Origin of the sequence: Paenibacillus sp. PL91 (assembly GCF_012935325.2) — a bacterium.
Lineage (GTDB): Bacteria > Bacillota > Bacilli > Paenibacillales > Paenibacillaceae > Pristimantibacillus.
This window is the reverse complement of sequence record NZ_JABBYG020000013.1, coordinates 75,644-96,325: the sequence shown is the minus strand read 5'-3', so window position 1 is coordinate 96,325 and position 20,682 is coordinate 75,644. Positions and strand designations below refer to the sequence as shown.

Below are 20,682 nucleotides of genomic sequence, written 5' to 3'. Positions count from 1 at the left end.
TCAATACATTTCCTTTTATTTTCCTTAAAAGTCTCCTGCAGAAAAAAACAAAAAACACCGATAATCGGTGTTTTCTTGAGGGTACTTTTTAACACATATTAATTAAACTGCACCTGCGCCAAGCTATCAACCAGCTGCTTCAAATTCACAAGGTTGTTACTCTGCGTCATTCTTTTTATCGTCCTGCTCCTTATCCTGACCTTGCAGCTTTCGCAAATAATCGTCCAGATTATCGAATCGCTCGTTCCAAATACGGCGGAACGATTCGAGCCAGTCATCCATTTCAATGAGCGGCTGGTGCCGCAGCTTGTAAAAACGCCGATTGGCGTCCGGCTGCACCTCGACGAGCCCAGAATCATGCAGGACGCGAAGATGCTTGGACGTTTGCGGCTGATTAAGCCTAAGCCGCTCGGCAATTTCCCCTACAGTGAGAGGGCCGCTGCGCAAAAGCTCGACAATATGCAGCCGGTTTGGCTCGGCAAGTGCACTAAATACCGTTTCCTTCATTTCCAAAACCTACTTCAAAACCAATTATTGTAAACGAAAACACAAATGACCGTGAGCTATACGCTCATATGATATTCATTGTAATCAATAAAAGATCTCCCCATACCGGTATTTTACCGTATAAGGAGAACTCTCCCGCTTATCCAATAAGCGATATCAAGCTTTTAAATTCCAGCTCTTCAAACTTCAGCAATACGCTTTCGCGCTTATACGCCCAGCAGCAGCCATCTAGCTCAGCCGATACCGGCACATCGCAGCGAATAGTCGCCAAATCGCGGGAGAGATGAAGCATATCAAGATCCGCTTCGATTTTGACCCTTATCGTTTTGGACACCGCTTCTAAATTAGCAAGCAAGCCATCGATGGAGCCATGCTCCAAAATGAGCTTGTGAGCCGTTTTCTCGCCTATTCCTTTAACGCCTGGGTAATTGTCCGCTGTATCGCCCATCAGACCTTTGATGTCAATAATTTGAACGGGAGTAAGCTGGCGCTCCTCCATCAATGTCTCTGGCGTATACACCATATAGTTCCCGATCCCCTTCTTCATGATGGCAACCGAAACCCGGTCGTCCACCAGCTGGAGCATGTCATGATCGCCCGTCACGACAAAAATTTGCGCTTGATCCTTAAGCGCAGCAGCAAGCGTTCCGATGCAGTCGTCCGCCTCGTAGCCCGCGATGCCAATATTCGGCACATCGAAGCTGGCGACAACCTCCTTCACCAGATCGAACTGCGGAATCAAATCCTCCGGCGCGGAAGGACGATTCGATTTGTAGCCATCATACTGCTCCGTGCGAAAAGTCGTGCTGCCCATATCCCAGCAGCAGGCAACATGCGTCGGATTAAACGTATTGATCGCATCCATAAAATAGCGTACAAAGCCATGCACGGCATTTACGGGTACGCCAGCACTCGTTTTCCGTACGCTGCCTCCGAACGAAGTAGCAAAATAAGCCCGAAACAATATCGCCATACCGTCTACCAATAGCAAGCGTTGTTCACTCATCAATGATACCCCTCTCTAAACTATTAATCTCATTTCTAGTTATTGCCCGCGAATGAACCTTCCAATACGCTGTGCCGCTTCCTGCAATCGCTCTTCGCTTTCCACAAGAGCGATTCGCACATAACCCTCTCCCTCGGAACCGAACGCTTCACCCGGAACGACGACCACACCGGTCGCTTTAAGCATTTCCTGGGAAATTCGCCTTGAAGTCCAAGGCACGTCCATCGTCCACTGCATGGGAGGTAGCTGCGCCCATACGAACATAGTCGCCTTCGGAGCTGCTACGTCCCAGCCCTCTGTCCGCAGCGCGTCTAAAAATATGTTCCTACGCTGCTCATAAAGCTTGCCTGCTTTAGGCAGCTCCGTATTAGAAATCGCCTCTTGCAGCGCTACTATGCCCGCCTCTTGAATAGGATCAAATACGCCATAGTCGATGTTAGCCTTCAGCTCGCGGAGAGCGCCAACCGCCGCCTTATTCCCGGCCAAAAAGCCGATTCTGCAGCCAGCCATATTAAAGCTTTTGGATAAGGAGTGGAATTCAACGGCTTGCTCGATTGCGCCCGGCACCTCCAAAATGCTTGGCGGCTCGCAGCCGTCAAAGCCCATTTCGGAATACGCCAAATCATGTACGACCAATACGCCGTGTTGGCGCGCCTTATCCAGCAGCCGCTCGAAAAATGCTAGATCAGCAACGGTTGAAATCGGATTATTAGGATAATTCAGTAAAATAAACGTTGCTTTATCCCAATCCTCATCCGGTATAGCATCGAGGTCAGGCATATATCCATTTTCTTCACGTAGCGGCATAAGCTTACATTCCACGCCCGCAAGCGCTAATGATGCGGCATATATCGGATACCCGGGATTAGGCAGCAAGGCCATGTCGCCTGGATCACAAAGCGCCATTGCAAGATGAGCGAGCCCATCCTGTGACCCTAGCAGCGTCACGATCTCGCTCGCCGCATCCAGCTCCACGTTAAAGCGATGCTTCATCCAAGCCGCGGCATGCTGACGAAACGGCAGTCCGCTTCTCGTTGCTGGATAAGCATACATATCGGAGCGAAGCGCTGCATCGCTAAGCGCAAGGCGTACGGCAGGCGTCGGCGGCTGATCCGGACTGCCGATGCCAAGATCAATAATATCGAGACCGCTTTCCACCGCGGCCAGTTTCCATGCCGCCACTTCAGCGAAGATGGAAGAGCCAAGCTGCGAAAGCCTATCTGATCTCCATTTGGTTTGCGACATAAGTCCATTCACCCTTTTTTAGTTGTTCCACGAATCTGCGTACTGCTCTTCCTTATAGCCTACCGTTACCTTCTTGCCATCCGTTACGATCGGACGCTTGATCAGCATTCCGTTCGAAGCTAGCAGCGCATATTTCTCATCCTCAGTCATGCCCGCCAGCTTGTCCTTCAGGCCAAGCTCTCTATATACATCGCCTGATGTGTTAAAAAACTTCTTCAGCTCTAGGCCGCTGTTCGCAACAAGCACCTTCAGCTCCTCAGCTGTAGGCGTTTGCTCAACAATATCACGGGTTTGAACGTCATTCCCTTTGCTTTTCAACGATTTAACCGCTGCTTTGCAGGTGCTGCATTTGGGATATTGAATAATCGTTAATTCGTTTTGTTTCACCATACCACGAAATCCTCCATTATGCTTATGCCATTTCTTGTTTATTCGGGAGCGACTGCTCTAAGAGCAAAAGCTCAGGAGGCAAAGCTGCCTGCCATTCCATCCACTGCTTCGTGATCGGGTGAGTAAAGCCAAGTATTTCGGCATGCAGTGCTTGACGGCCAGCCGCGTTCTCCCAATCCTCCACGGCGCCATGCCCTTGCCCATACATTTTATCCCCGATTAAAGGGCAGCCGATATGCTTCATATGAACGCGAATTTGATGCGTCCTTCCCGTTTCCAGCTTCAGGCGCACGGCAGCTGCAAGTATGCTGCCCTCATCCGAACTGAAGCTCGATATCGTCTCATAATGCGTAACGGACGGATACCCCTCCGGCGTTACGATTCGGATATGGGGCTGTTCCGGATTTCGGTCAATCGGCGCGTCAACCGTTCCTTTGGCTGGTGCCGGGCTCCCGTATACATAAGCGCGATATAGCTTTAGGAAGCCGTTCGCCTGCATTTGCTCGGACAGCTGTTGATGAACGTAAGACGTTTTGGCAATGGCGACTAAGCCCGATGTTTCTTCATCCAGGCGGTGAACGGGCCGAAAGCGCACACGTTCTCCCTTCTGCTGCCAGTGATAAACGACGCCATTGGCAAGCGTACCCGTATAATGGCCATGCGTCGGATGGACGATCATCCCTGCCGGTTTGTTGATAATTAGCAGATCATCATCCTCAAATACGATTTGTATCGGGATAGGCTGCGGCAAAATGTCCTCGGATATTTCCCGCTCCATCCGTACGCGTATAATATCGCCTGCCGCGACCGGTGCGGTCGTATACGCACGGATCCCGTTAACGGTAAGCCCGTGCTCCGTCAGCTTTACTTGCGACAGCAGCTTGCGTGATACGCCGAGCTGCCGCTCGAGTACCGTTCGTACCTGCTTTCCTTGCTCCGCTTCACTAACGATTGCTACTAATGGCGGGTAATAGAGCGTATCTAGCGTTTCCATCATTTTTTGGGCTTTCGAAACACTTCCGCGCTTCGTACATATTCGGTATCCGGCACACCAAGTTTCGCATTTGCCACTCTAGCAGCAGCGAAGAAGAAGTCTGAAAGGCGGTTTAAATAGGTTTGTACTTCGGCATTAATGGCATGCTCGGCAGCCAGTGTGACGACGCGGCGTTCCGCACGGCGGCATACCGTTCTGCATACATGCAAAAGCGCGGATACGGAGCTGCCCCCCGGCAAAATAAATCTCGTGATTTCCGGAGCCTCCGCCGTATATCGATCGATCCAGCCTTCCAGCCTGACAGCAGGCTCCGCTCCTATTTTGAGCGGCGCCCCCTCTACGGCATAGGCTAAATCTGAGCCGCAATCAAACAGCTCCTGCTGGATGTCGATCAGCCAACCGGCCATTTCCGCCAGCTCCTCCTGTTTGTCCGCCTCTGCCGCCGCTTGCCCAACAAAGCAGTTTAATTCATCAATCGTCCCATACGCTTCAACCCGAACGTCATCCTTCCGCACGCGTCCGCCTATCAAGGACGTCTGGCCGCTATCACCTGTTCTCGTATATAGCTTCATCTTCCTAAGCCTCCTCTTTCATCTCATGCTCTTATTCATGCAAACAGCAGGCCGGATATGCTCCTGACCTGCTGATCATTAAAGTGAACGAACTTACCCTTGCTTCAAACGGTGGACAAAATTTCCGATTCGATCTAACGCTTCGGTTAGGTTCGTAACGGAGGTCGCATAAGAGCAGCGAAGATGTCCTTCGCCTCCAAGACCAAATACATCGCCTGGCACTGCCGCAACATTCGCTTCATCCAGCAGCCGTTGCGCGAATTGCTCGCTCGAAAGGCCTGTCGATACGATTGATGGGAAAGCATAGAATGCACCCTGCGGCTCATGGCAATCGAGACCGATGTCCCGGAAGCCCTTCACGACCAAGCGGCGCCGCTGATTGTATGCCTCAACCATACGGTCTTTCTCTTCCAATCCGTGCTGAAGCGCTTCGAGAGCCGCATACTGCGCCATAATCGGCGCGCACATGACTGTATATTGATGAATTTTCAGCATCGCTGCCATAAGATCAGGATGACCGCAGGCATATCCCATCCGCCATCCGGTCATTGCGAATGCCTTCGAGAAGCCGCTAACGAGTATCGTTCGATCCTTCATGCCGGGCATTGCCGCAAAGCTGACATGCTTCTCGCCGTAAGAAAGCTCTGCATAAATTTCATCAGAAATGACGATGAGGTCATTTTCTTCCACAAGCTTCGTAATAGGCAGCCAATCCTCATAGCTCATCGTACCGCCAGTCGGATTGCTTGGATAACATAGAATAAGTACTTTAGACCTCGGCGTGAGGACGGCTTGTAGCGACTCTGCTTTCAGCTTGAAAGCATCCTTCGCATAGGTTTCGACGCCAACCGGCTTGCCGCCAGTAAGTGCTGTAATCGGAGAATATGAAATATAACAAGGCTCCGGAATCAATATTTCATCCCCTGGCGCAATCAATGCGCGAAGCGCAAGGTCGATCGCCTCGCTTCCGCCGACCGTTACCAAAATTTCATTCGCGGGATCATACTGCACAGCAAATTGGTCATTCAAATATTGGCCAATTGCCTCGCGCAGCTCCGGCATGCCGGCATTGGATGTATACTGCGTCTTCCCCATCTCTATCGCGTGTACCGCTGCTTCCCGAACATGCCATGGCGTAACGAAGTCGGGCTCGCCTACGCCAAGCGTAATCACATCCTTGCGCGTGCTGACCAAATCAAAAAACCGACGGATTCCCGACGGTTTAATGCCTCGCACGAGCGGGGACAAATAATCAGCCATCGATTGATGCTTCACAGCTGTGGAGGGTTGTTTATGTTCGTCTTTAATCATTGCCGTCACCCTTTTTTCACGGCGAAACCATCAACCGATGATCACCTTCATGCTCCTCGAAGATAATGCCGTCTTGTTTGTATTTTTTCAAAATAAAATTGGTTTTGGTCGATAATACCTTGTCGATCGGCGATAAGGTGTTCGATACAAAAGAGGCAACCTCTTTTAAGTTTTTGCCTTCAACCTCGACTAAGAGATCATATGCTCCGGACATTAAGTAGACGGATTTTACTTCTGGATATAAATAAATGCGCTCGGCGATTCCTTCGAATCCGCGACCGCGCTCTGGTGTAATTTGTACCTCTATAAGTGCCGTAACCTTCTCCTCGTCAAGCTTGCTCGAGTTCACGACTGTCGCATACTTTACGATAATGTGGTCACTTTCAAGCCTGGTTATCGCTTGCTTTACATCCTCAATTGGTGCGGCAAGCATGGTAGCGATCAGCTCCGCATCCCTTCGCGCGTCTTCCTTCAGCAGCTCCAGCACTTTCAACTGTAATTCGGTCATTGTATAACTCCTTCCAGTACGACTGCGATTATAAAGAATATTTTACAACTTTTTTGAATCCCGTGCAATCAAAGCCTAAAAGGCAAATCCTCCAATTTCCTATAAAAAAAAGACCCCGAAGGGTCTTACATGTAATATTGTTGATTGCTTTGCTGATGTTGGCCGGATTGCTGATGCGCATTCGGCGTATACATCGATTGGGATTGCTGCTGGCCGAGCGTTTGCTGCAAAAACTGAGCCGTCTTTTGCTTCGTTTGCTGATACTGCTTCATTTGCTTATCAAGCTCCTGGCGAAGCGCTGGCGACGATGTATTGTACATATTCGCTTGCTTCATCGCTTGGAACAGCTGCCCTTGAAGAGCCAAAGTGCTATCCGTTAATTTCGTAAACAATTGGCGGATGTCCGGACAGGTTGACTCCGTTGCCGCTGTCGCATACTCGCGCACGACTCTCTTTAAATCGCTTAGAATCGTACCTGCCAAATCTTCCTCTGTCAAAATCGATTGCTGTTGCTGTTGCTGATACATAGCGACTTACCTCCTATACATTTTTTCTACTTTTTTGCTTTTTATTGCTGCGGTTGAGTTGGAGCTATTTGCTGATGGTGTGAAATGGCATGCAATAAAGAATCGTAATGCTGTTGGTGGGTATGCAGCATTTGCGTGCATAGGTTAATAATCCCCGGTGTAGTGCCTGTAGCAATTACTGCCGCGCACTGCTTAATCAATAGATCCTCGTTAGACATTGAGTCAGCGATGTACTCAAGCTCTTTCGCCGTAATGGGCTGCATCATAGGTCTTCCTCCTCTAAACTAGGTTCTCGAGCACTTTCCATTCCATTTTTTCCGTGCCAAACGTATTATGAGCTAAATTTCCTTTATTTATGTGTCTCATTCAAGTCAAAATTTCCGGAATGAATGACATTAAATTTCACTTCCACCTTCAACTGCCCGGGCTTCGGCAGCCATTCTTTATCCTTGCAGGCTTCCTTCCAATACGCGTTATGGTATCGATACAATTCGTGCTCAAGCCGAAATAGATCCATCCCCTTCATCAGTCCATTACGATACGTATTCTCAAGCTCAATCTTGACGTTTGCTTCAACAGATGCAATAATTTCCTCCTCATTCATACGTTTTACTATTTCTGCCACAGCCCCTGACAACCGCACCTTTAAAACAAAGCTTGGCGTGCCGCCATTAAAGCTGGTATATAGTTTGCTTTTTGCGGAGCTAATGAAAAGCGCCGCACTCCCCTGTTTACCTTCGGCTTTCATCATGTAATGCTCGAATTCGGGATTGATCCATCGCAAGCCGGCAGCTTCGTTTTCCGAGAGATAGCCGGCATATTTTAGCTCCTTGAATGCGAATAATCCCTCAATCATCTGAATTTCCAGCTTGATTTTCTTCCGCGTCCAAAAATGGTCGTTGGCTGTTAATGCCGCGATCGTAGTCACCATTGCAGGCTCCTTCAATGACTGCACGGCCAGCTGTAGGGAGGACGGGCGAATGAAGCTCCTTTGGCTCTCAAGTGGCTGCGGCATATACATGACGCTATTTAGAGGAGATTGGTCATAAAAGGTATCCGTCGTAAAAATCTTTTCGATCGGTGCTTTTGTCCCGTAAATCAACGACGTATACCGCGATGCCCGCTGACGATTCAGACCATCCATGATGTCTTCCATCCTGTCCAACGCTCTGTCCTGGACAACAACCGTTTTTAAGTGCTCCAAGCTTAAAATCGATTGGCCGGATTTCGCGAGATTATTCATCGCCAGCAAAATGGAATCACCCTTGCCTCTACCGATCCATACTGGATTTGGATCAGGCTGAACCGCTTCTGTTTTCGCAATGAGCCCAAATTTCATCGTTTGCGCATAGATTTCATATTTTCCTTCTTTATAGTCGATACCGAGCGCGGATACGTAGCTCGTATCCTGTAAATTGACTTCATCCCAGCAGCCTTGAAGCAGCATTGACCCGAATAGAATACTAATCAGTGCAGCCCATTTTTTCCAAAAGCTAACTATTCGAGATTGTACAGCTTTATATCTCATTTGTTCCCCCTGTTGCTTTTAATCTTCCATGGCTTTTGCATAAGCGCTGGTACCAGCTGCTTGAAGCGCAGCGGGGCCAGCGGCTCTAAATAAGGGCGTCCGAATGATTCTAATGTACACATGTAGATGATTACGGCAAACGATCCGACAAAGAAACCGAAGATGCCTAGAATCGATGATAAAATAAGAATCAGGTAGCGTATGACGCTAACCGAGCCGCTTAATGACTGATTGACCAGAGTAAAGGTGGACACCGCTGTAACCGCAGCAACGACGAGCATAGTCGGAGATGTTAAGCCTGCACGAATAGCAGCATCCCCTACGATTAATCCGCCTACTACCGATACGGTTTGGCCTACTGCCCTTGGGAGCCTTACGCCCGCTTCGCGGAAGAGCTCGAACATCGTCAGCATAATAAACATCTCCATCGTAGCCGACAGCGGCAAGCCGATTCGAGAAATAGTTACCGTTGCGAGCAGCGTAAACGGAATTTGATCCGTATTGAAGGCCGACAACGCAATCCAAAATCCTGGCAGGCTCATAGACATAACGAGTCCGATCAGCCTTAACAAACGTTCCAGCGATACATAATAATAGGGTAAATGAGCATCCTCCGGCGACTTGATCAGCAGCAATAAATTGCCTGGAGCCACAATAGCTGACGGAGAATCATCAAGCAATATCGCAACCTTTCCTTGCATCAGCGATTGAACGACATAATCAGGCCGCCCGACATATTCAACAAGCGGAAACAAAGAAAAGTGACGGTCGGATAAGAGCTCCTCCAATTGGCTTCCTCCGATGATAGAAGGAACATCAATACTATGAAGACGTCTTCTTGCTTCGATTACGAGCTCGCTCTTTGCTATGCCTTCCATATATATAAGAGCGATTTCCGTCAACGATTCTCTGCCAAGCCTTAAATATTCCACATGCATATCAGGCGTTCTGAGCCGCTTGCGAACTAATGCCACATTGGTTGAAAGCTGCTCGACAAATCCGTCACGCGGACCTCTGATCGAAACCTCCATCGTCGACTCCTCCGGAGTCCTTCCCGGCTGGCTGGAAATATCGAATTCAAATAAGCCTTCGAGGTTTTCAAACGATAAAATCACGCTGCCCGCAAACAGTCTAGCATACAAATTGCTCCCATTATGTCCGGACTTCACTCTGCTGAATAACATGCTTGGCTTATGTATGTCACCTACCTTAGCACTTGAAAATGAGCGAAGCTGCTCCGCCCATTTCTCGAGCTGCGGCAGCAAGCCGATCTGCATTTGTTGATTGTCAATCAGCCCTTCGCAATAGAACATAATAACTTCCAATGGTCCATGAACATCAAGGGTAAGCTTGTATTCAATAACGTCATGACACTCCTGCAAATTGTGCCTGAACTGCTCTAATGTCATCTCGTCCCTTTCATTCTGTTCATTACGATCGTGGTGAGTCATAACTGCTCTGCCTCCTCGGAGCCGATAATTGCCGATCTATTTTTATTTCCTTGCTTTCTCGGGAAAAGAGTCACGATCCAAATCACGCTGGTGAGAGCCATTATGATTATTCCTGTATATCGAAAAAACATTTCCAGAATAACTCTAAATTCAAGCATATGGTTGATGCCAATGTAAGAAACAACGAAAATGATCACGCTAATCATAGCCGGTGAGATCCATTTTCTTTTCAATTGCCGCAACGGTCCAAATTCAGATAAAACGTGTATGCAAAGCGCAAGTCGGATAAGCGCCCCAGACATCCATTGGTAAATCGCAAAAAAGTCAACATGCTCGAAATATTTTCCGATCGAAACAAGTCGCCATTGCGAAAATGCCGGATATCGCATCTTCTCTGCTTCAGCAGGCCCGAATTCTGCTATCGATCCCAAAACCGGCCCTAGTGTCAGAAGTGACAAAAACAATACAAGCCAGAAAAGAGGCCATCGTTTAAATTTTCCGCTTATATGATGCTGAATAAGCATAAATACGAACAACTCTGAAGAAGAAGTCAGCGTATATAGCACACCTTTAATCAATGGGGTCGGCCCATTCTCGAGCATCGGCAATAAATAATGATAGTCTTTATGCGGCATGTTCGCAGACATGACGAAGTCCCCTAACAGCACAACAATCGGCAGCAGGATGCAGCTCACGTAGGCTATCGTTCGGAGGCCAGATATGGATGCGAACAAACATAATCCAAGAAAGACGAAACAAACCACAAACGAAGGGGTGTTTGGCAAATAGGTCGTTGCCGTCCAAGAGGCCGTCATAATCAGCGTTTCAAAAGCAAGGGCTAACTGCATAAGCAAAAAAACGCCCATGAGAAACCATGACAAAAATCGTGGCAATCGCTCCATCAGCCACTTATCAAGGGGCATGCCATTCAATCGCTTTAATATTCCAAATAGCGGGATTAATGCCCAAGGCAGCACAATTACAAGCCCGATAAGCACACAAATCCATGCATCGCGTTCTGCCGCGGAAAACAGCATGGGGACAATAAGGACATGATTTACAAGTCCGACTGACAAAACAATCATCATAATGGATGCCAATATACCAAAAGGCTTCACTTTCATTTACCAATCACTTCCTTGCAATTTAATATTTCCAGAACTGTTTATCAAAATGCATGGAAGAATCTCTTTTTCGACAAAAATTGCAAAAAAAAACTATGCTCAAGCCATCTATGGGCTGAGAGCACAGTTTGAGCGAACTAGGGGATATGAACGGTTTTCACATGGTCAAAGTGTAAAAAAACAGCGTTGCCGCTTGCATTCGCAAGCTCGATCATGCTTTGATCGACGCTTTTTAGTACACCGATTTTGTTTGAATTTTCGCCTAAATCAAGCACGACGAATTCACCGACTAGTTTACGCAGCTGTTGATCGAGGGTTCTTGCCAATGTAATCGGGGAGGGTCTAAGGGGGAATTGCTCTGGCGTTAAGGTATATGGCGTTACGTTCGGATTGTAGGGAATCAAATACTTCATATGGTGGAGAGATACGATGACGGTATGATAGACAGGTGAATAGAAGACAAAAAAGTCATTCATAATGGTAGTCAAATAGCCGTGAATAGACTGATTTCCCGTAATATAAATCTCAGAGAACATGCCCTTGGCATTCATTAGTATTTTTCGATAAGAAATCGCCTCATTATAAGGCTCAAATGGCAGTTCAGGTATTTCAATAGCTTCTTCTTCTTCCCGCGTAGAGACGCGAAGCTGCTGTAGGTGGATAAGCGGTATATACAAAAATTGAGTTCCGTTGTGCAGCACTAAAATGTCTTGACCAAACTCGATCAACTTCCCTCGTATGGGTGCCACTTTTCCTGAAATCTCTAATTCGACCTGCCGATCCAGCAGCGGATGACGGTTTTTCATGCGATCAACCTCCTTTCATCCGGTAGATAGTGGAACCAGGCAAAGGTCTAGACCTTTGCCTGGCAAATCAGCAGACTTATTAAACGGAACGACGAGCTGTTTTTACGGAAGCTGCATTTGCACGGTTTTTGCCGCCGGTGCGGTTGCCTTGGTTTCTACCGCCGCTGCGGTTGCCTTGAGTTCTATTGTTATTGTTGTTGCCACTTTTATTATTGTTTTTGTTGTCGTTTTTGTTGTCGTTTTTGTTGTCGTTTTTGTTGTCGTTTTTGTTGCCGCCAGACTTATTGCCAGCTGCTTTGATCGTTTTAATATGATCGTTTTGAATTTGCATAGCTTCTTTACCGGATACCAACAAAATGGAATCTCTTCCTGCTTGAGCGATAAAACCTTCTACCTTCTCTGGTCCGCCCCAGTTGATTTGCACGAATTGTTGATTGAACGCTCTAATGACTCCGTTGAAGTCGTTAGCGTTGATAATTTCCGGATCACGACGGCCGCTTTTGTTGCCTCCGCTAGCATTGCCGCTTTTGTTTCCGCTTTTGTTTCCGCTTTTGTTGCCTCCCATTTCAGTAATGCTCTTAACATGGCTGGATGCAATATAGACGACGCCTTGATCCGTGCTTAATACGAGATAGTCGCTTTTTACCGCTAAAAGCTTGCCTTGAAGCGAATCCGGGCCGCCACGGTTAATTTTTACGTTTTTACCTACCAAGCTTTGAAGAAAATTATGACCGCTTTTGTTGCTTCTGTGGCGATTGTTGTTGTTTCCCGCTAAAGATTGACCAGCAACGTATTGATAGTTACAGCAATAACTCATAAAAAAATCCCTCCGATAATTTCATTATTAGTAGTTTCAAGCATTACTTCAAAAACGACGTGTTGACCTTGTCACCAGCATCATATTTGTATTGCTGCTCATCCCTCCTAGCTTTCTTTCATAGCATCTATCATGAGATACGTTATGTAATATATTTATATGTATACCGTATGGAAGTGGTACTAGATTACTATCTATTTATTAAAGAATGAGCGCATAACCGTTACGAATAATAGACTCCAGCCATAGATTATAGAATCTTCATTAATAGGAGGAATTTGATTTGGCCAAAAATAAGAACAGCAAGCAAAACAAGAAAACAAGCTACAGGGTAGCTGAATCAACAGCTGCCAGCCAAATGATAGGCGGGCTGACCGACGGCAATCGCACGGCGGGAGTTCGTACTCGAGGCAATCGCAGCGAAGGAAATCTGACAGGCGGTAACCGCTCGGGCGGCAGTCAAACAGGGGGCAATCTTACCGGAGGCAACCGGTCAAGCAGCAATCTTACCGAAGGCAGCCGGTCAAGCGGCAATCTTACGGAGGGGAACCGCAGCTATCGAGGCTTCCCGCTCCTGCAATTTGAAGGAAGCGAGCTAACGCCGAGCTTCGTTTGGGAAATCAATATTTAATAAATAAATGTGACCATCTAGGCAGCAGCTGAATACGGTAAATAAGATTAAAAGCCTATCGTCTAACGGTAGGCTTTATCTTTTGCCTCGGGAGATGGTTAGATGGCTACTGAATCCTTGCCTGCACGCACCATACGCATTAATGCTTCAGATCTTCAAGAAATAAAGAGCAACGCATGGGGCCGCGCCTTCAAGCCGGCAGAGCTGGAAATGGACGGACAAACCTATAAAGCGGAATTCGGCTTGCGGGGCGGCCATACGCGCAATTACTCTAAAAAATCATACGAAGTGCGGCTCGAAGACGGCAGAACGCTGCATTGGAACGCCGAATATGACGATCCATCCATGATGCGCAACGCGCTCTCGTTTTACTTTTTCAATGAAATCGGCGTTCCCTCGCCTGAAACCAATCACTTCTGGCTCATTATAAATGGTGTTCCGGAAGGCGTTTATTTAGAAATCGAAGCAGTCGATCAGCTTTTTTTTGAGAAAAGACGCATCGGCTACCGATCGCTTCTGTATGCAGTCAACGACAGCGCCGATTTTAGCTTAACCGACCCCATCTCTAAAGATAAGAAGCCATCGCTGTTCGACGGTTATGAATTGATGAAGGGAAAGACGGGGACGAAGAGCAGGCTCGTATCCTTTGTACGGAATTTGAATCGGATGTCAGGGAAAAATCTCGGCGTCCACACCGCGAGGCGGCTTGACGTGACTCAATATTTAATGTGGCTGGCCGGTGCCGTGCTAACAGGAAATTATGATGGGTTTGATCAGAACTATGCGCTGTATGAGCATCGTACGAGCGGCAAATATCGAATTATTCCATGGGACTATGAGGGGACTTGGGGGAGAAATTGCTATGGGAAGCCATGCGGCAGCGATCTCGTTCGTTTGCAGGGCTACAACAAGCTGACTGAGAAGCTATTTACTTTTCCGGCATGTCGCCGCAAATACCGTTCTATTGTCAGGAAGCTGCTCAAGAACGCCTTCACGGTCGAGAAGCTGGGCCCTGTTATCTCACAGATGCATGGCCATCTTTCGCCTGCCATTCGCAGCGACTACACGAGAAAAGCCAGCTACGACACCTTTTTGTCGGAGCCTTCCTTCATTCATAATTACATTCAAGAAAGAAGAGAAATACTGCAGCTTTCGCTGCGGGAGTGGGAATGAGCAAGCCGCTCCCGAGCGACGCTTTAAAAAATATCCATGCTCAAATAGCGCTCACCGGAGTCCGGCGCAATACAAAGCACGCGCTTGCCAGCGCCAAGCCGCTTCGCAATTTGCATGGCTGCCCATACGGATGCGCCGGATGACGGACCGAGCAGCAGGCCTTCTTTGGTCGCCAGCGCTCTCATCGTAGTCAATGCGTTCTCATCCGATGCTTGAATGATTTCATCGTAAATGGAAGTGTTAAGAATAGCGGGAACAAAACCCGGACTTGTACCGACCAGCTTATGCGGGCCTGGCTTGCCGCCAGACAGCACGGGAGAGCCTTGTGGTTCTACTACGGCAACATATAAATCCGGCAGCAGCTCCTTCAGCTTCTCGCCTGTTCCGGTTATCGTCCCGCCGGTGCCAGCTGTGGCCACGAATGCGTCCAGCCTGCCGCCGGTTTGCTCCATAATTTCTAAGGCTGTCGTCATTCTGTGTATAAGCGGATTGGCTTGATTCTCAAACTGATTAGGAATAAAGCTGCCTGGATGCTGCAATTGAAGCTCCTCTGCCTTGCGGATCGCTCCAGGCATTCTCTCCGCAGCAGGCGTCAGTACGACCTCGGCTCCATACGCCTGGAGCAGCTTTATCCTCTCTGACGTCATGTTGTCGGGCATAACCAAAATCATCTTATATCCTCTTGCTGCTGCGTTCATCGCTAGCCCAATACCCGTGTTGCCGCTCGTCGGCTCAATAATCGTGTCTCCCGGCTTGATCAAACCACGCTTCTCCGCATCATTAATAAGCGAGAAAGCAGCCCGATCCTTTACGCTTCCGCTTGGATTAAAGCGCTCCAGCTTGACGCATACCTCCGCGCTGTCCTCCCCCGGTAGACGATTTAGGCGAACGACCGGAGTATTTCCAATTAACTGCGTTATATCCGAAACGATTCTCGGCATCTGTCGTTCTCTCCTATCTTTTCTGCTTATGCATGCTGCTGCTCCTCCAAGAAAGGCTTCATAAACCACCAGCCTGCTATCGGTACTACGCCAACCGCGAATAACAGCCATGTGATTGCAATAGCCGAATGGTTGTGCGGCAGTACAATTAAATACGACGTTAAGCCGATAACTCTGCCAAAGACGAGTCCCGCCTCGCGAAGGACGATAAACTCCTCCCGCTCCCGTGCGCTTTCCTCGGATTGGCCAATAAGGTCAAAAACTCTCGAGGTCATCGGTATAATGTAAAGCGGCATAAATAGAGATGTGCCAATGCCAAACATCAGCAGGGTCATGTACGAAATCTTCCAAAATAATGGCAAAATAACGACAGCAATCATAATAGCGCCAATGAGCATCGAAAGCTTCCGATTGCTTTTTTTAAGCCTTTTGCCAACGATCCAAAAGCTGATTAGAGCGACAAGGGACGTTATGAGCGAATAGGTACCCAGCTTGCTCTCGTTTTGTGTTGCTACATATACGGTAAGACCGACGAGAAACATAAACACGCCCTCACGCACTCCCTGTGCTGCTATCGCCGGAAGCATCCGACGCCACGGATTCCCTTTTTGCTTAAGCTGCTGCAATCCATGCTTCCAATTATAGGTGCCCTGAACCTTCCGCTTCTTAAGCCAAAAGCTGAGTACGACGCCAACCGAAAATATGACAAGCGATATGGTAAAAATAAGCCTATAGCCCTTTTCCCCTTGCATCGACGTAATAAGCAAACCCGATACCCACGGCGCCACAATGCCAGCCGCTGATCCGAGCAGACCTGCCCACCCATTAAAACGGTCGCGGTTATCCGGGTCCGTCACTTCGAAATAAACAACATTATATGCGATCCAAAAAAAGCCCATTGCCATCCCGTTCAAAATGCCGAGCGGTATGTAATACGCTTTTGCTTGCTGCCCCAGCAGCAGTACTGTGCAATAAAAGACGCCGGACAGAACAATTCCGACACGCAAGCTGTTCATTTTGTTATGCTCTTTCACCCATTTGCCAGCGATCCAAAACGTTAAGCCGCTCATGACATATTGGCCTAAAGTGAACCACCCGATCAGCGCATACGATTGGCTTGCTTTCCATAGGTATACGGGCACAAATGTTCCGGATAGCGCATTTGCCACCCCGTAAAGCGCCTGAACAATGAGTAAAAGAGCTGCTTGTCCGTTCAAGTTTTTTGCCAAAGCTTTAGCCAAAACGATTCCTCCTGCCTGAGGGCAAACCATAGCTTCCTATGACTTAGCCGATCACAAATCAGAATTTCGTTTTGTAAGGTTCCCTCTTTGGCAGCTGTCCATGCGCCCTTTATTCCAAGCAGATTAATTACTCGTCCGGAGTTAACCGCTTAATCATTTGCTCGCGATCGCCTAAGCTCAGCAAGGATGAAGTGTGGTAGCAGGCCGGACAAACATAGAGGCTGAGCTTGAAAGGAGTCGTTAATACAGGCCCTCCAAGGGACGGCGCAATCCTCGCTTCAAATTGCTGATCCCCTAACGTCTGAATGCCCGCTTCTATCATGTAAGAGCGGCATACCGGACATTCCGGCACTTCGTCTTGATCGTCAAGCACGCGCTGAATGGTTTCCTCAACCGCAAACCGCGCGCTGTCTGCCTTGCGATATCCATCGCCCTGCTCCAGCCACCGCTTATGGTTCGGGTCATCCGAATAGTCGTCTTCCTCTACCTCTGAAGCTTCATCCTCCGACCATTCATCCTGTTCAAGTTCGCCATTTTGCGAGGCGGCTCTGCGGGCATCGTTGATTTTGAGCGCTTGAACAGATCGTTCATGCTCGTCAGCCTCGACTTCATCTTCATCGTAGCCAAGCTCAATCGTCCGATAAGCGCTCAGTTCATTATCGCAATGCGGACAATGCGTTTCCGGCCCAATCTCTTCGTCCCATACAATTTCCGTTAAACACCACGGACAGATCAAATGCTCTTCCATTGTTTGTCTTCCCCTCTAATGATTCATGATATAAACGATGCCAAACGCAAAAAATAAAATAGCGACAATGATTAAAACTCTCCACAAATATTTCAAAATGGGTCCCTCCGTTATATAATGACCGTTGCTCCGATGACGTAAGAGAGCGACACCGAAATGATCATCGCGATAAGCCCTACCGCACGGTTATCGCGGGCGATTTCATCATCTATCCGGAATACAGGCGTTAGAAACTCGAACAAAAAGTATGCGGCCATCAATATGACAAACCCGAAGGCTCCCCAAATGAGACTCTGGTAAACCGAGTCATTCGACTCGATCGAGAAGCGAAAAATATTGCATATGCCGAAAATTTTGCCGCTGGTTGCCATAGCCACGGCTAAGTTTCCCTTCTTGATCTCGCTCCAGCATTTGTATCTGGTCACAAGCTCAAAGCAGGACAAGAACACAATGAGAGACAGTACCGTAACCGATACATAAACAAGCGAAGCCGCGTAAGGATTGCTTAGCAGGTTATCAACTTCATTATTCATTCAAAGCTCCCTCCCCCATGAGTCCTTCGCTGCGCTCTATTTCAGCTCAGCTACGGTTACGCCAACGCCGCCTTCGCCGTAATTGCCAAGCCGATAGCTCTTCACATGGCTATGCCTGCGCAAATATTGCTGTATTCCTGTCCGCAGCACACCGGTACCTTTGCCGTGAATGATCGCCACTTGAGCAAGGCCAGATAGAAATGCCTCGTCAAGGAAACGGTCAACCTCTAGAATCGCCTCTTCCAAATTTTCGCCGCGCAGGTCAAGCTCCATCTTGAAATTATCATCTTTCGAGCGCTTCAAGCTTGCAGCAAGCTTGGGCTGCTGCACCTTTGCACTCGCATTCGATTTCAGCAGCTCCAAATCATCCAGCGCTACCTTCATTTTCATGATGCCAAGCTGTACGGTGGCATCGGAGCCATGAACCTCTACGACTGTGCCCTTCTGATTCAAGCTGTACACCGTCACTTCGTCGCCTGCTTCGATCTTGGCCGGCTTTGCAGCGGATTTAGCTGCTCCCCGCTTCGATTTTTGCTGCTCGGGGGCTGCTTCATCCAGCTTGCGGCGGGCTTCGATAAGCTTATGCTCCTTAACCGAGGCACCTTCCTCCATCGCGAGCTTGCGCAAGTCGGCGATGATTTGTTCCGCTTCGCGCTTTGCCTTCGCAACAGCCTCGCGCGCTTCCTCCTGCGCTTTAAGCAGCAGCTTATCCTTCTGCTCCTCAAATCGCTGACGCTCTGCTTCATGGCGCGCTCGAAGCGTCTCCATCTCACGGCGGAGCGATTCTGCTGTCTGACGCTCGGTTTCCGCGCCCAGACGATTTTCCTCGAGCGAGGCAATCATATTTTCAACCCGTTGGTCCTCTTCGCTGACTTCGCCTCTTGCATGATCGATAATGGAACGTGCAAGGCCTAACCTTTCAGCGATGGCGAAGGCGTTACTTCGCCCCGGAACGCCAACTAGCAATCGATAGGTTGGACTTAAAGTGGCAACGTCGAACTCCATGCTCGCATTAATGACACCCTTGCGATTATAAGCATAAGCTTTAAGCTCGCTGTAATGTGTCGTCGCTACAATCCGGCTGTCCATCGCATGGACATGCTCCAATATTGCAATGGCAAGCGCAGATCCTTCAGCCGGATCGGTTCCAGCGCCCAGCTCATCGAGCAGCACTAAGCTCTTTGAGGTCATGGAGCTTAAAATGCGAATGATGTTTTTGAGATGGCTGGAAAATGTACTTAAACTTTGCTCAATGCTTTGCTCATCGCCGATATCGGCATAGATCGCATCGAATACGCAAAGCTGGCTGCCGTCCTCGGCAGGCACAAATAAGCCAGACATCGCCATTAGGCTCAGCAGCCCGATTGTTTTTAAGGAGACGGTCTTGCCGCCCGTATTCGGTCCCGTTACAATGATTGCCGTATACTGGTTGCCCAGCTCCACATCAATAGGCACTACCTGCTCCGCCGCAATTAGCGGATGACGGCCACGCTTCAGCTTCAAAAACCCTCTGTCATTCATTCGCGGCAGCGTCGCCTTCATGCCATGGGCAAGTCGCGCCTTGGCATATGCAAAGTCGATTTGTCCAAGCAAATCCAGGTTGAAAATAAGATCCTCAACATAATCCGATGTCAGCGCAGTGAGCTTCTGCAATATTTTCTCGATTTCCCGCAGCTCGCCTGCCTTCAGCTCCCGAAGCTTATTGTTCATGGCGACAATAGCTTCCGGTTCGATGAACAGCGTAGCGCCAGATCCCGATTGGTCATGCACGATTCCGCCAAAGTGCGAACGGTATTCCTGCTTAACAGGAATGACGTACCGATCATTGCGCAGCGTGACGATCGAATCCTGAAGCATCTTCTGGACCGAAGAGGAGCGGATCATTTGATCCATCTTCTCGCGGACGCGTGATTCCCCGTTCCGGAGCTCCCGTCTAATCGATGCTAACTCTGTGCTGGCGCTGTCCATGACCTCCGCCTGATCGTCGATGCATTCAAAAATCGCATCCTCAAGCGGCTTATGCTCGCTGATTTGATCCGCAATCGCATGCAGCATCGGGATCGGATTATCTTCATGCAGCAGGCTGATATGCTTCTTCACACGGCGGCCGCCGCGTGCGGTAGCCGCAATGTCCAGCAGCTCGGCCGGATTCAGCGTACCGCCGATCCGCGCACGGTGAAGGGGAGCCGATATATCCACAACGCCGCCAAATGGGGCGCTGCCCTTCAGACGGTCAGCTGTATAGGCTTCATCCGTCGCCTGCAAAATTCGCTTAACCGCTTCCAAATCGGAAACAGGCTGTAACGATTCCGCGGCCGATTTGCCAAGCGATGTTGCCGCATGCTGTGATAATCTATGTATGATTTTAGGATATTCAAGTGTATTCAAAATTTTAGTGTCCAACAAATAACACTCCTCTCGCCTTCCTATTATAGCCGAACCGCGTCCTTCATGCACGGCTGAACAATCGTTTCATACATAAATGATGCTCAATTGGTCACAATATTAACGAAAGTGCTGTTTTACGATGTAACTTTTGCATTGTACCACCAAGGTAAGTGCTTCAGATTAGCTTTGAAGCGGCTTGCTGCCGCAAAAAAGAAAAGAAGCTGCATGATCGGGCGGTTTC

22 protein-coding genes are annotated in these 20,682 nt (G+C 48.6%); 2 read left to right on the top strand and 20 right to left on the bottom strand.

Annotated elements, in window-relative coordinates; genetic code table 11:
- Positions 1–156: 156 nt before the first annotated feature.
- The 15 genes from HI950_RS24885 to HI950_RS24815 form a co-directional block, all read right to left on the bottom strand.
- Positions 157–507 (bottom strand): ArsR/SmtB family transcription factor, encoded by a 351-nt coding sequence (locus tag HI950_RS24885; RefSeq protein WP_169086913.1) that lies wholly within the window; start codon positions 505–507, stop codon positions 157–159.
- Positions 508–646: 139 nt separating this feature from the next.
- Positions 647–1,513, bottom strand: coding sequence for a 5'-3' exonuclease (locus HI950_RS24880; protein WP_169086911.1), 867 nt, complete (start codon positions 1,511–1,513; stop codon positions 647–649).
- Between the two features lie 39 nt (positions 1,514–1,552).
- Positions 1,553–2,758: an aminotransferase class I/II-fold pyridoxal phosphate-dependent enzyme gene (locus tag HI950_RS24875; protein ID WP_169086909.1), complete on the bottom strand. Its 1,206-nt coding sequence runs from the start codon at positions 2,756–2,758 to the stop codon at positions 1,553–1,555.
- A gap of 18 nt (positions 2,759–2,776) precedes the next feature.
- Positions 2,777–3,148, bottom strand: a complete 372-nt coding sequence (locus HI950_RS24870) for an arsenate reductase family protein (RefSeq protein WP_169086907.1) — start codon at positions 3,146–3,148, stop codon at positions 2,777–2,779.
- A gap of 22 nt (positions 3,149–3,170) precedes the next feature.
- Positions 3,171–4,145 (bottom strand): RluA family pseudouridine synthase, encoded by a 975-nt coding sequence (locus HI950_RS24865; protein WP_223285490.1) that lies wholly within the window; start codon positions 4,143–4,145, stop codon positions 3,171–3,173.
- Positions 4,142–4,714, bottom strand: a complete 573-nt coding sequence (locus tag HI950_RS24860) for a cob(I)yrinic acid a,c-diamide adenosyltransferase (protein WP_169086905.1) — start codon at positions 4,712–4,714, stop codon at positions 4,142–4,144. Before HI950_RS24860 ends, HI950_RS24865 begins: the two co-directional genes overlap by 4 nt.
- A 93-nt stretch (positions 4,715–4,807) precedes the next feature.
- Positions 4,808–6,025, bottom strand: coding sequence for an aminotransferase class I/II-fold pyridoxal phosphate-dependent enzyme (locus HI950_RS24855; protein ID WP_169086903.1), 1,218 nt, complete (start codon positions 6,023–6,025; stop codon positions 4,808–4,810).
- 16 nt (positions 6,026–6,041) lie between these two features.
- Positions 6,042–6,533, bottom strand: a complete 492-nt coding sequence (locus HI950_RS24850; RefSeq protein ID WP_169086901.1) for an Lrp/AsnC family transcriptional regulator — start codon at positions 6,531–6,533, stop codon at positions 6,042–6,044.
- A gap of 125 nt (positions 6,534–6,658) precedes the next feature.
- Positions 6,659–7,060 (bottom strand): spore coat protein, encoded by a 402-nt coding sequence (locus tag HI950_RS24845; protein WP_169086898.1) that lies wholly within the window; start codon positions 7,058–7,060, stop codon positions 6,659–6,661.
- A gap of 41 nt (positions 7,061–7,101) precedes the next feature.
- The gene (locus tag HI950_RS24840; protein WP_187768163.1) at positions 7,102–7,326 is read right to left on the bottom strand and encodes a hypothetical protein; all 225 of its coding nucleotides are present in this window, start codon (positions 7,324–7,326) and stop codon (positions 7,102–7,104) included.
- Between the two features lie 83 nt (positions 7,327–7,409).
- On the bottom strand, positions 7,410–8,588 hold the full coding sequence (locus tag HI950_RS24835; RefSeq protein WP_169086896.1) for a Ger(x)C family spore germination protein: 1,179 nt from the start codon (positions 8,586–8,588) through the stop codon (positions 7,410–7,412).
- Positions 8,585–10,039, bottom strand: coding sequence for a spore germination protein (locus HI950_RS24830; protein WP_169086894.1), 1,455 nt, complete (start codon positions 10,037–10,039; stop codon positions 8,585–8,587). The genes HI950_RS24835 and HI950_RS24830 overlap by 4 nt, the downstream gene beginning before the upstream one ends.
- A complete protein-coding gene (locus tag HI950_RS24825) occupies positions 10,036–11,163 on the bottom strand; it encodes a GerAB/ArcD/ProY family transporter (protein ID WP_169086892.1) in 1,128 nt (375 codons plus the stop codon). The genes HI950_RS24830 and HI950_RS24825 overlap by 4 nt, the downstream gene beginning before the upstream one ends.
- A 137-nt stretch (positions 11,164–11,300) precedes the next feature.
- A complete protein-coding gene (locus HI950_RS24820) occupies positions 11,301–11,969 on the bottom strand; it encodes a DUF2642 domain-containing protein (protein WP_169086890.1) in 669 nt (222 codons plus the stop codon).
- 79 nt (positions 11,970–12,048) lie between these two features.
- Complete coding sequence (locus HI950_RS24815) at positions 12,049–12,786, bottom strand: DUF2642 domain-containing protein (RefSeq protein WP_169086888.1); 738 nt, start codon at positions 12,784–12,786, stop codon at positions 12,049–12,051.
- A 283-nt stretch (positions 12,787–13,069) separates the two neighbouring features.
- Here HI950_RS24815 and HI950_RS24810 point away from each other — a divergent pair, with 283 nt between their 5' ends.
- Entirely contained in the window at positions 13,070–13,417 is a 348-nt protein-coding gene (locus HI950_RS24810) for a hypothetical protein (RefSeq protein ID WP_169086886.1), read from the top strand.
- 102 nt (positions 13,418–13,519) lie between these two features.
- Positions 13,520–14,590, top strand: a complete 1,071-nt coding sequence (locus HI950_RS24805) for a CotH kinase family protein (RefSeq protein WP_169086884.1) — start codon at positions 13,520–13,522, stop codon at positions 14,588–14,590.
- Positions 14,591–14,613: 23 nt separating this feature from the next.
- Here the strand turns inward: HI950_RS24805 and cysK are convergent, their stop codons facing one another.
- From cysK to HI950_RS24780, 5 genes are all read right to left on the bottom strand, one after another.
- Positions 14,614–15,531: a cysteine synthase A gene (cysK, locus tag HI950_RS24800; RefSeq protein ID WP_169086882.1), complete on the bottom strand. Its 918-nt coding sequence runs from the start codon at positions 15,529–15,531 to the stop codon at positions 14,614–14,616.
- 26 nt (positions 15,532–15,557) lie between these two features.
- Complete coding sequence (locus tag HI950_RS24795) at positions 15,558–16,772, bottom strand: MFS transporter (RefSeq protein ID WP_223285489.1); 1,215 nt, start codon at positions 16,770–16,772, stop codon at positions 15,558–15,560.
- Positions 16,773–16,899: 127 nt separating this feature from the next.
- Complete coding sequence (locus HI950_RS24790) at positions 16,900–17,520, bottom strand: hypothetical protein (RefSeq protein WP_169086880.1); 621 nt, start codon at positions 17,518–17,520, stop codon at positions 16,900–16,902.
- Positions 17,521–17,630: 110 nt separating this feature from the next.
- A complete protein-coding gene (locus HI950_RS24785) occupies positions 17,631–18,053 on the bottom strand; it encodes a DUF350 domain-containing protein (protein WP_169086878.1) in 423 nt (140 codons plus the stop codon).
- Positions 18,054–18,089: 36 nt separating this feature from the next.
- Positions 18,090–20,456 carry an endonuclease MutS2 gene (locus HI950_RS24780; RefSeq protein ID WP_169086876.1) on the bottom strand — a complete coding sequence of 789 codons (2,367 nt, stop codon included), beginning with the start codon at positions 20,454–20,456 and terminating at the stop codon, positions 18,090–18,092.
- Positions 20,457–20,682: the final 226 nt, after the last annotated feature.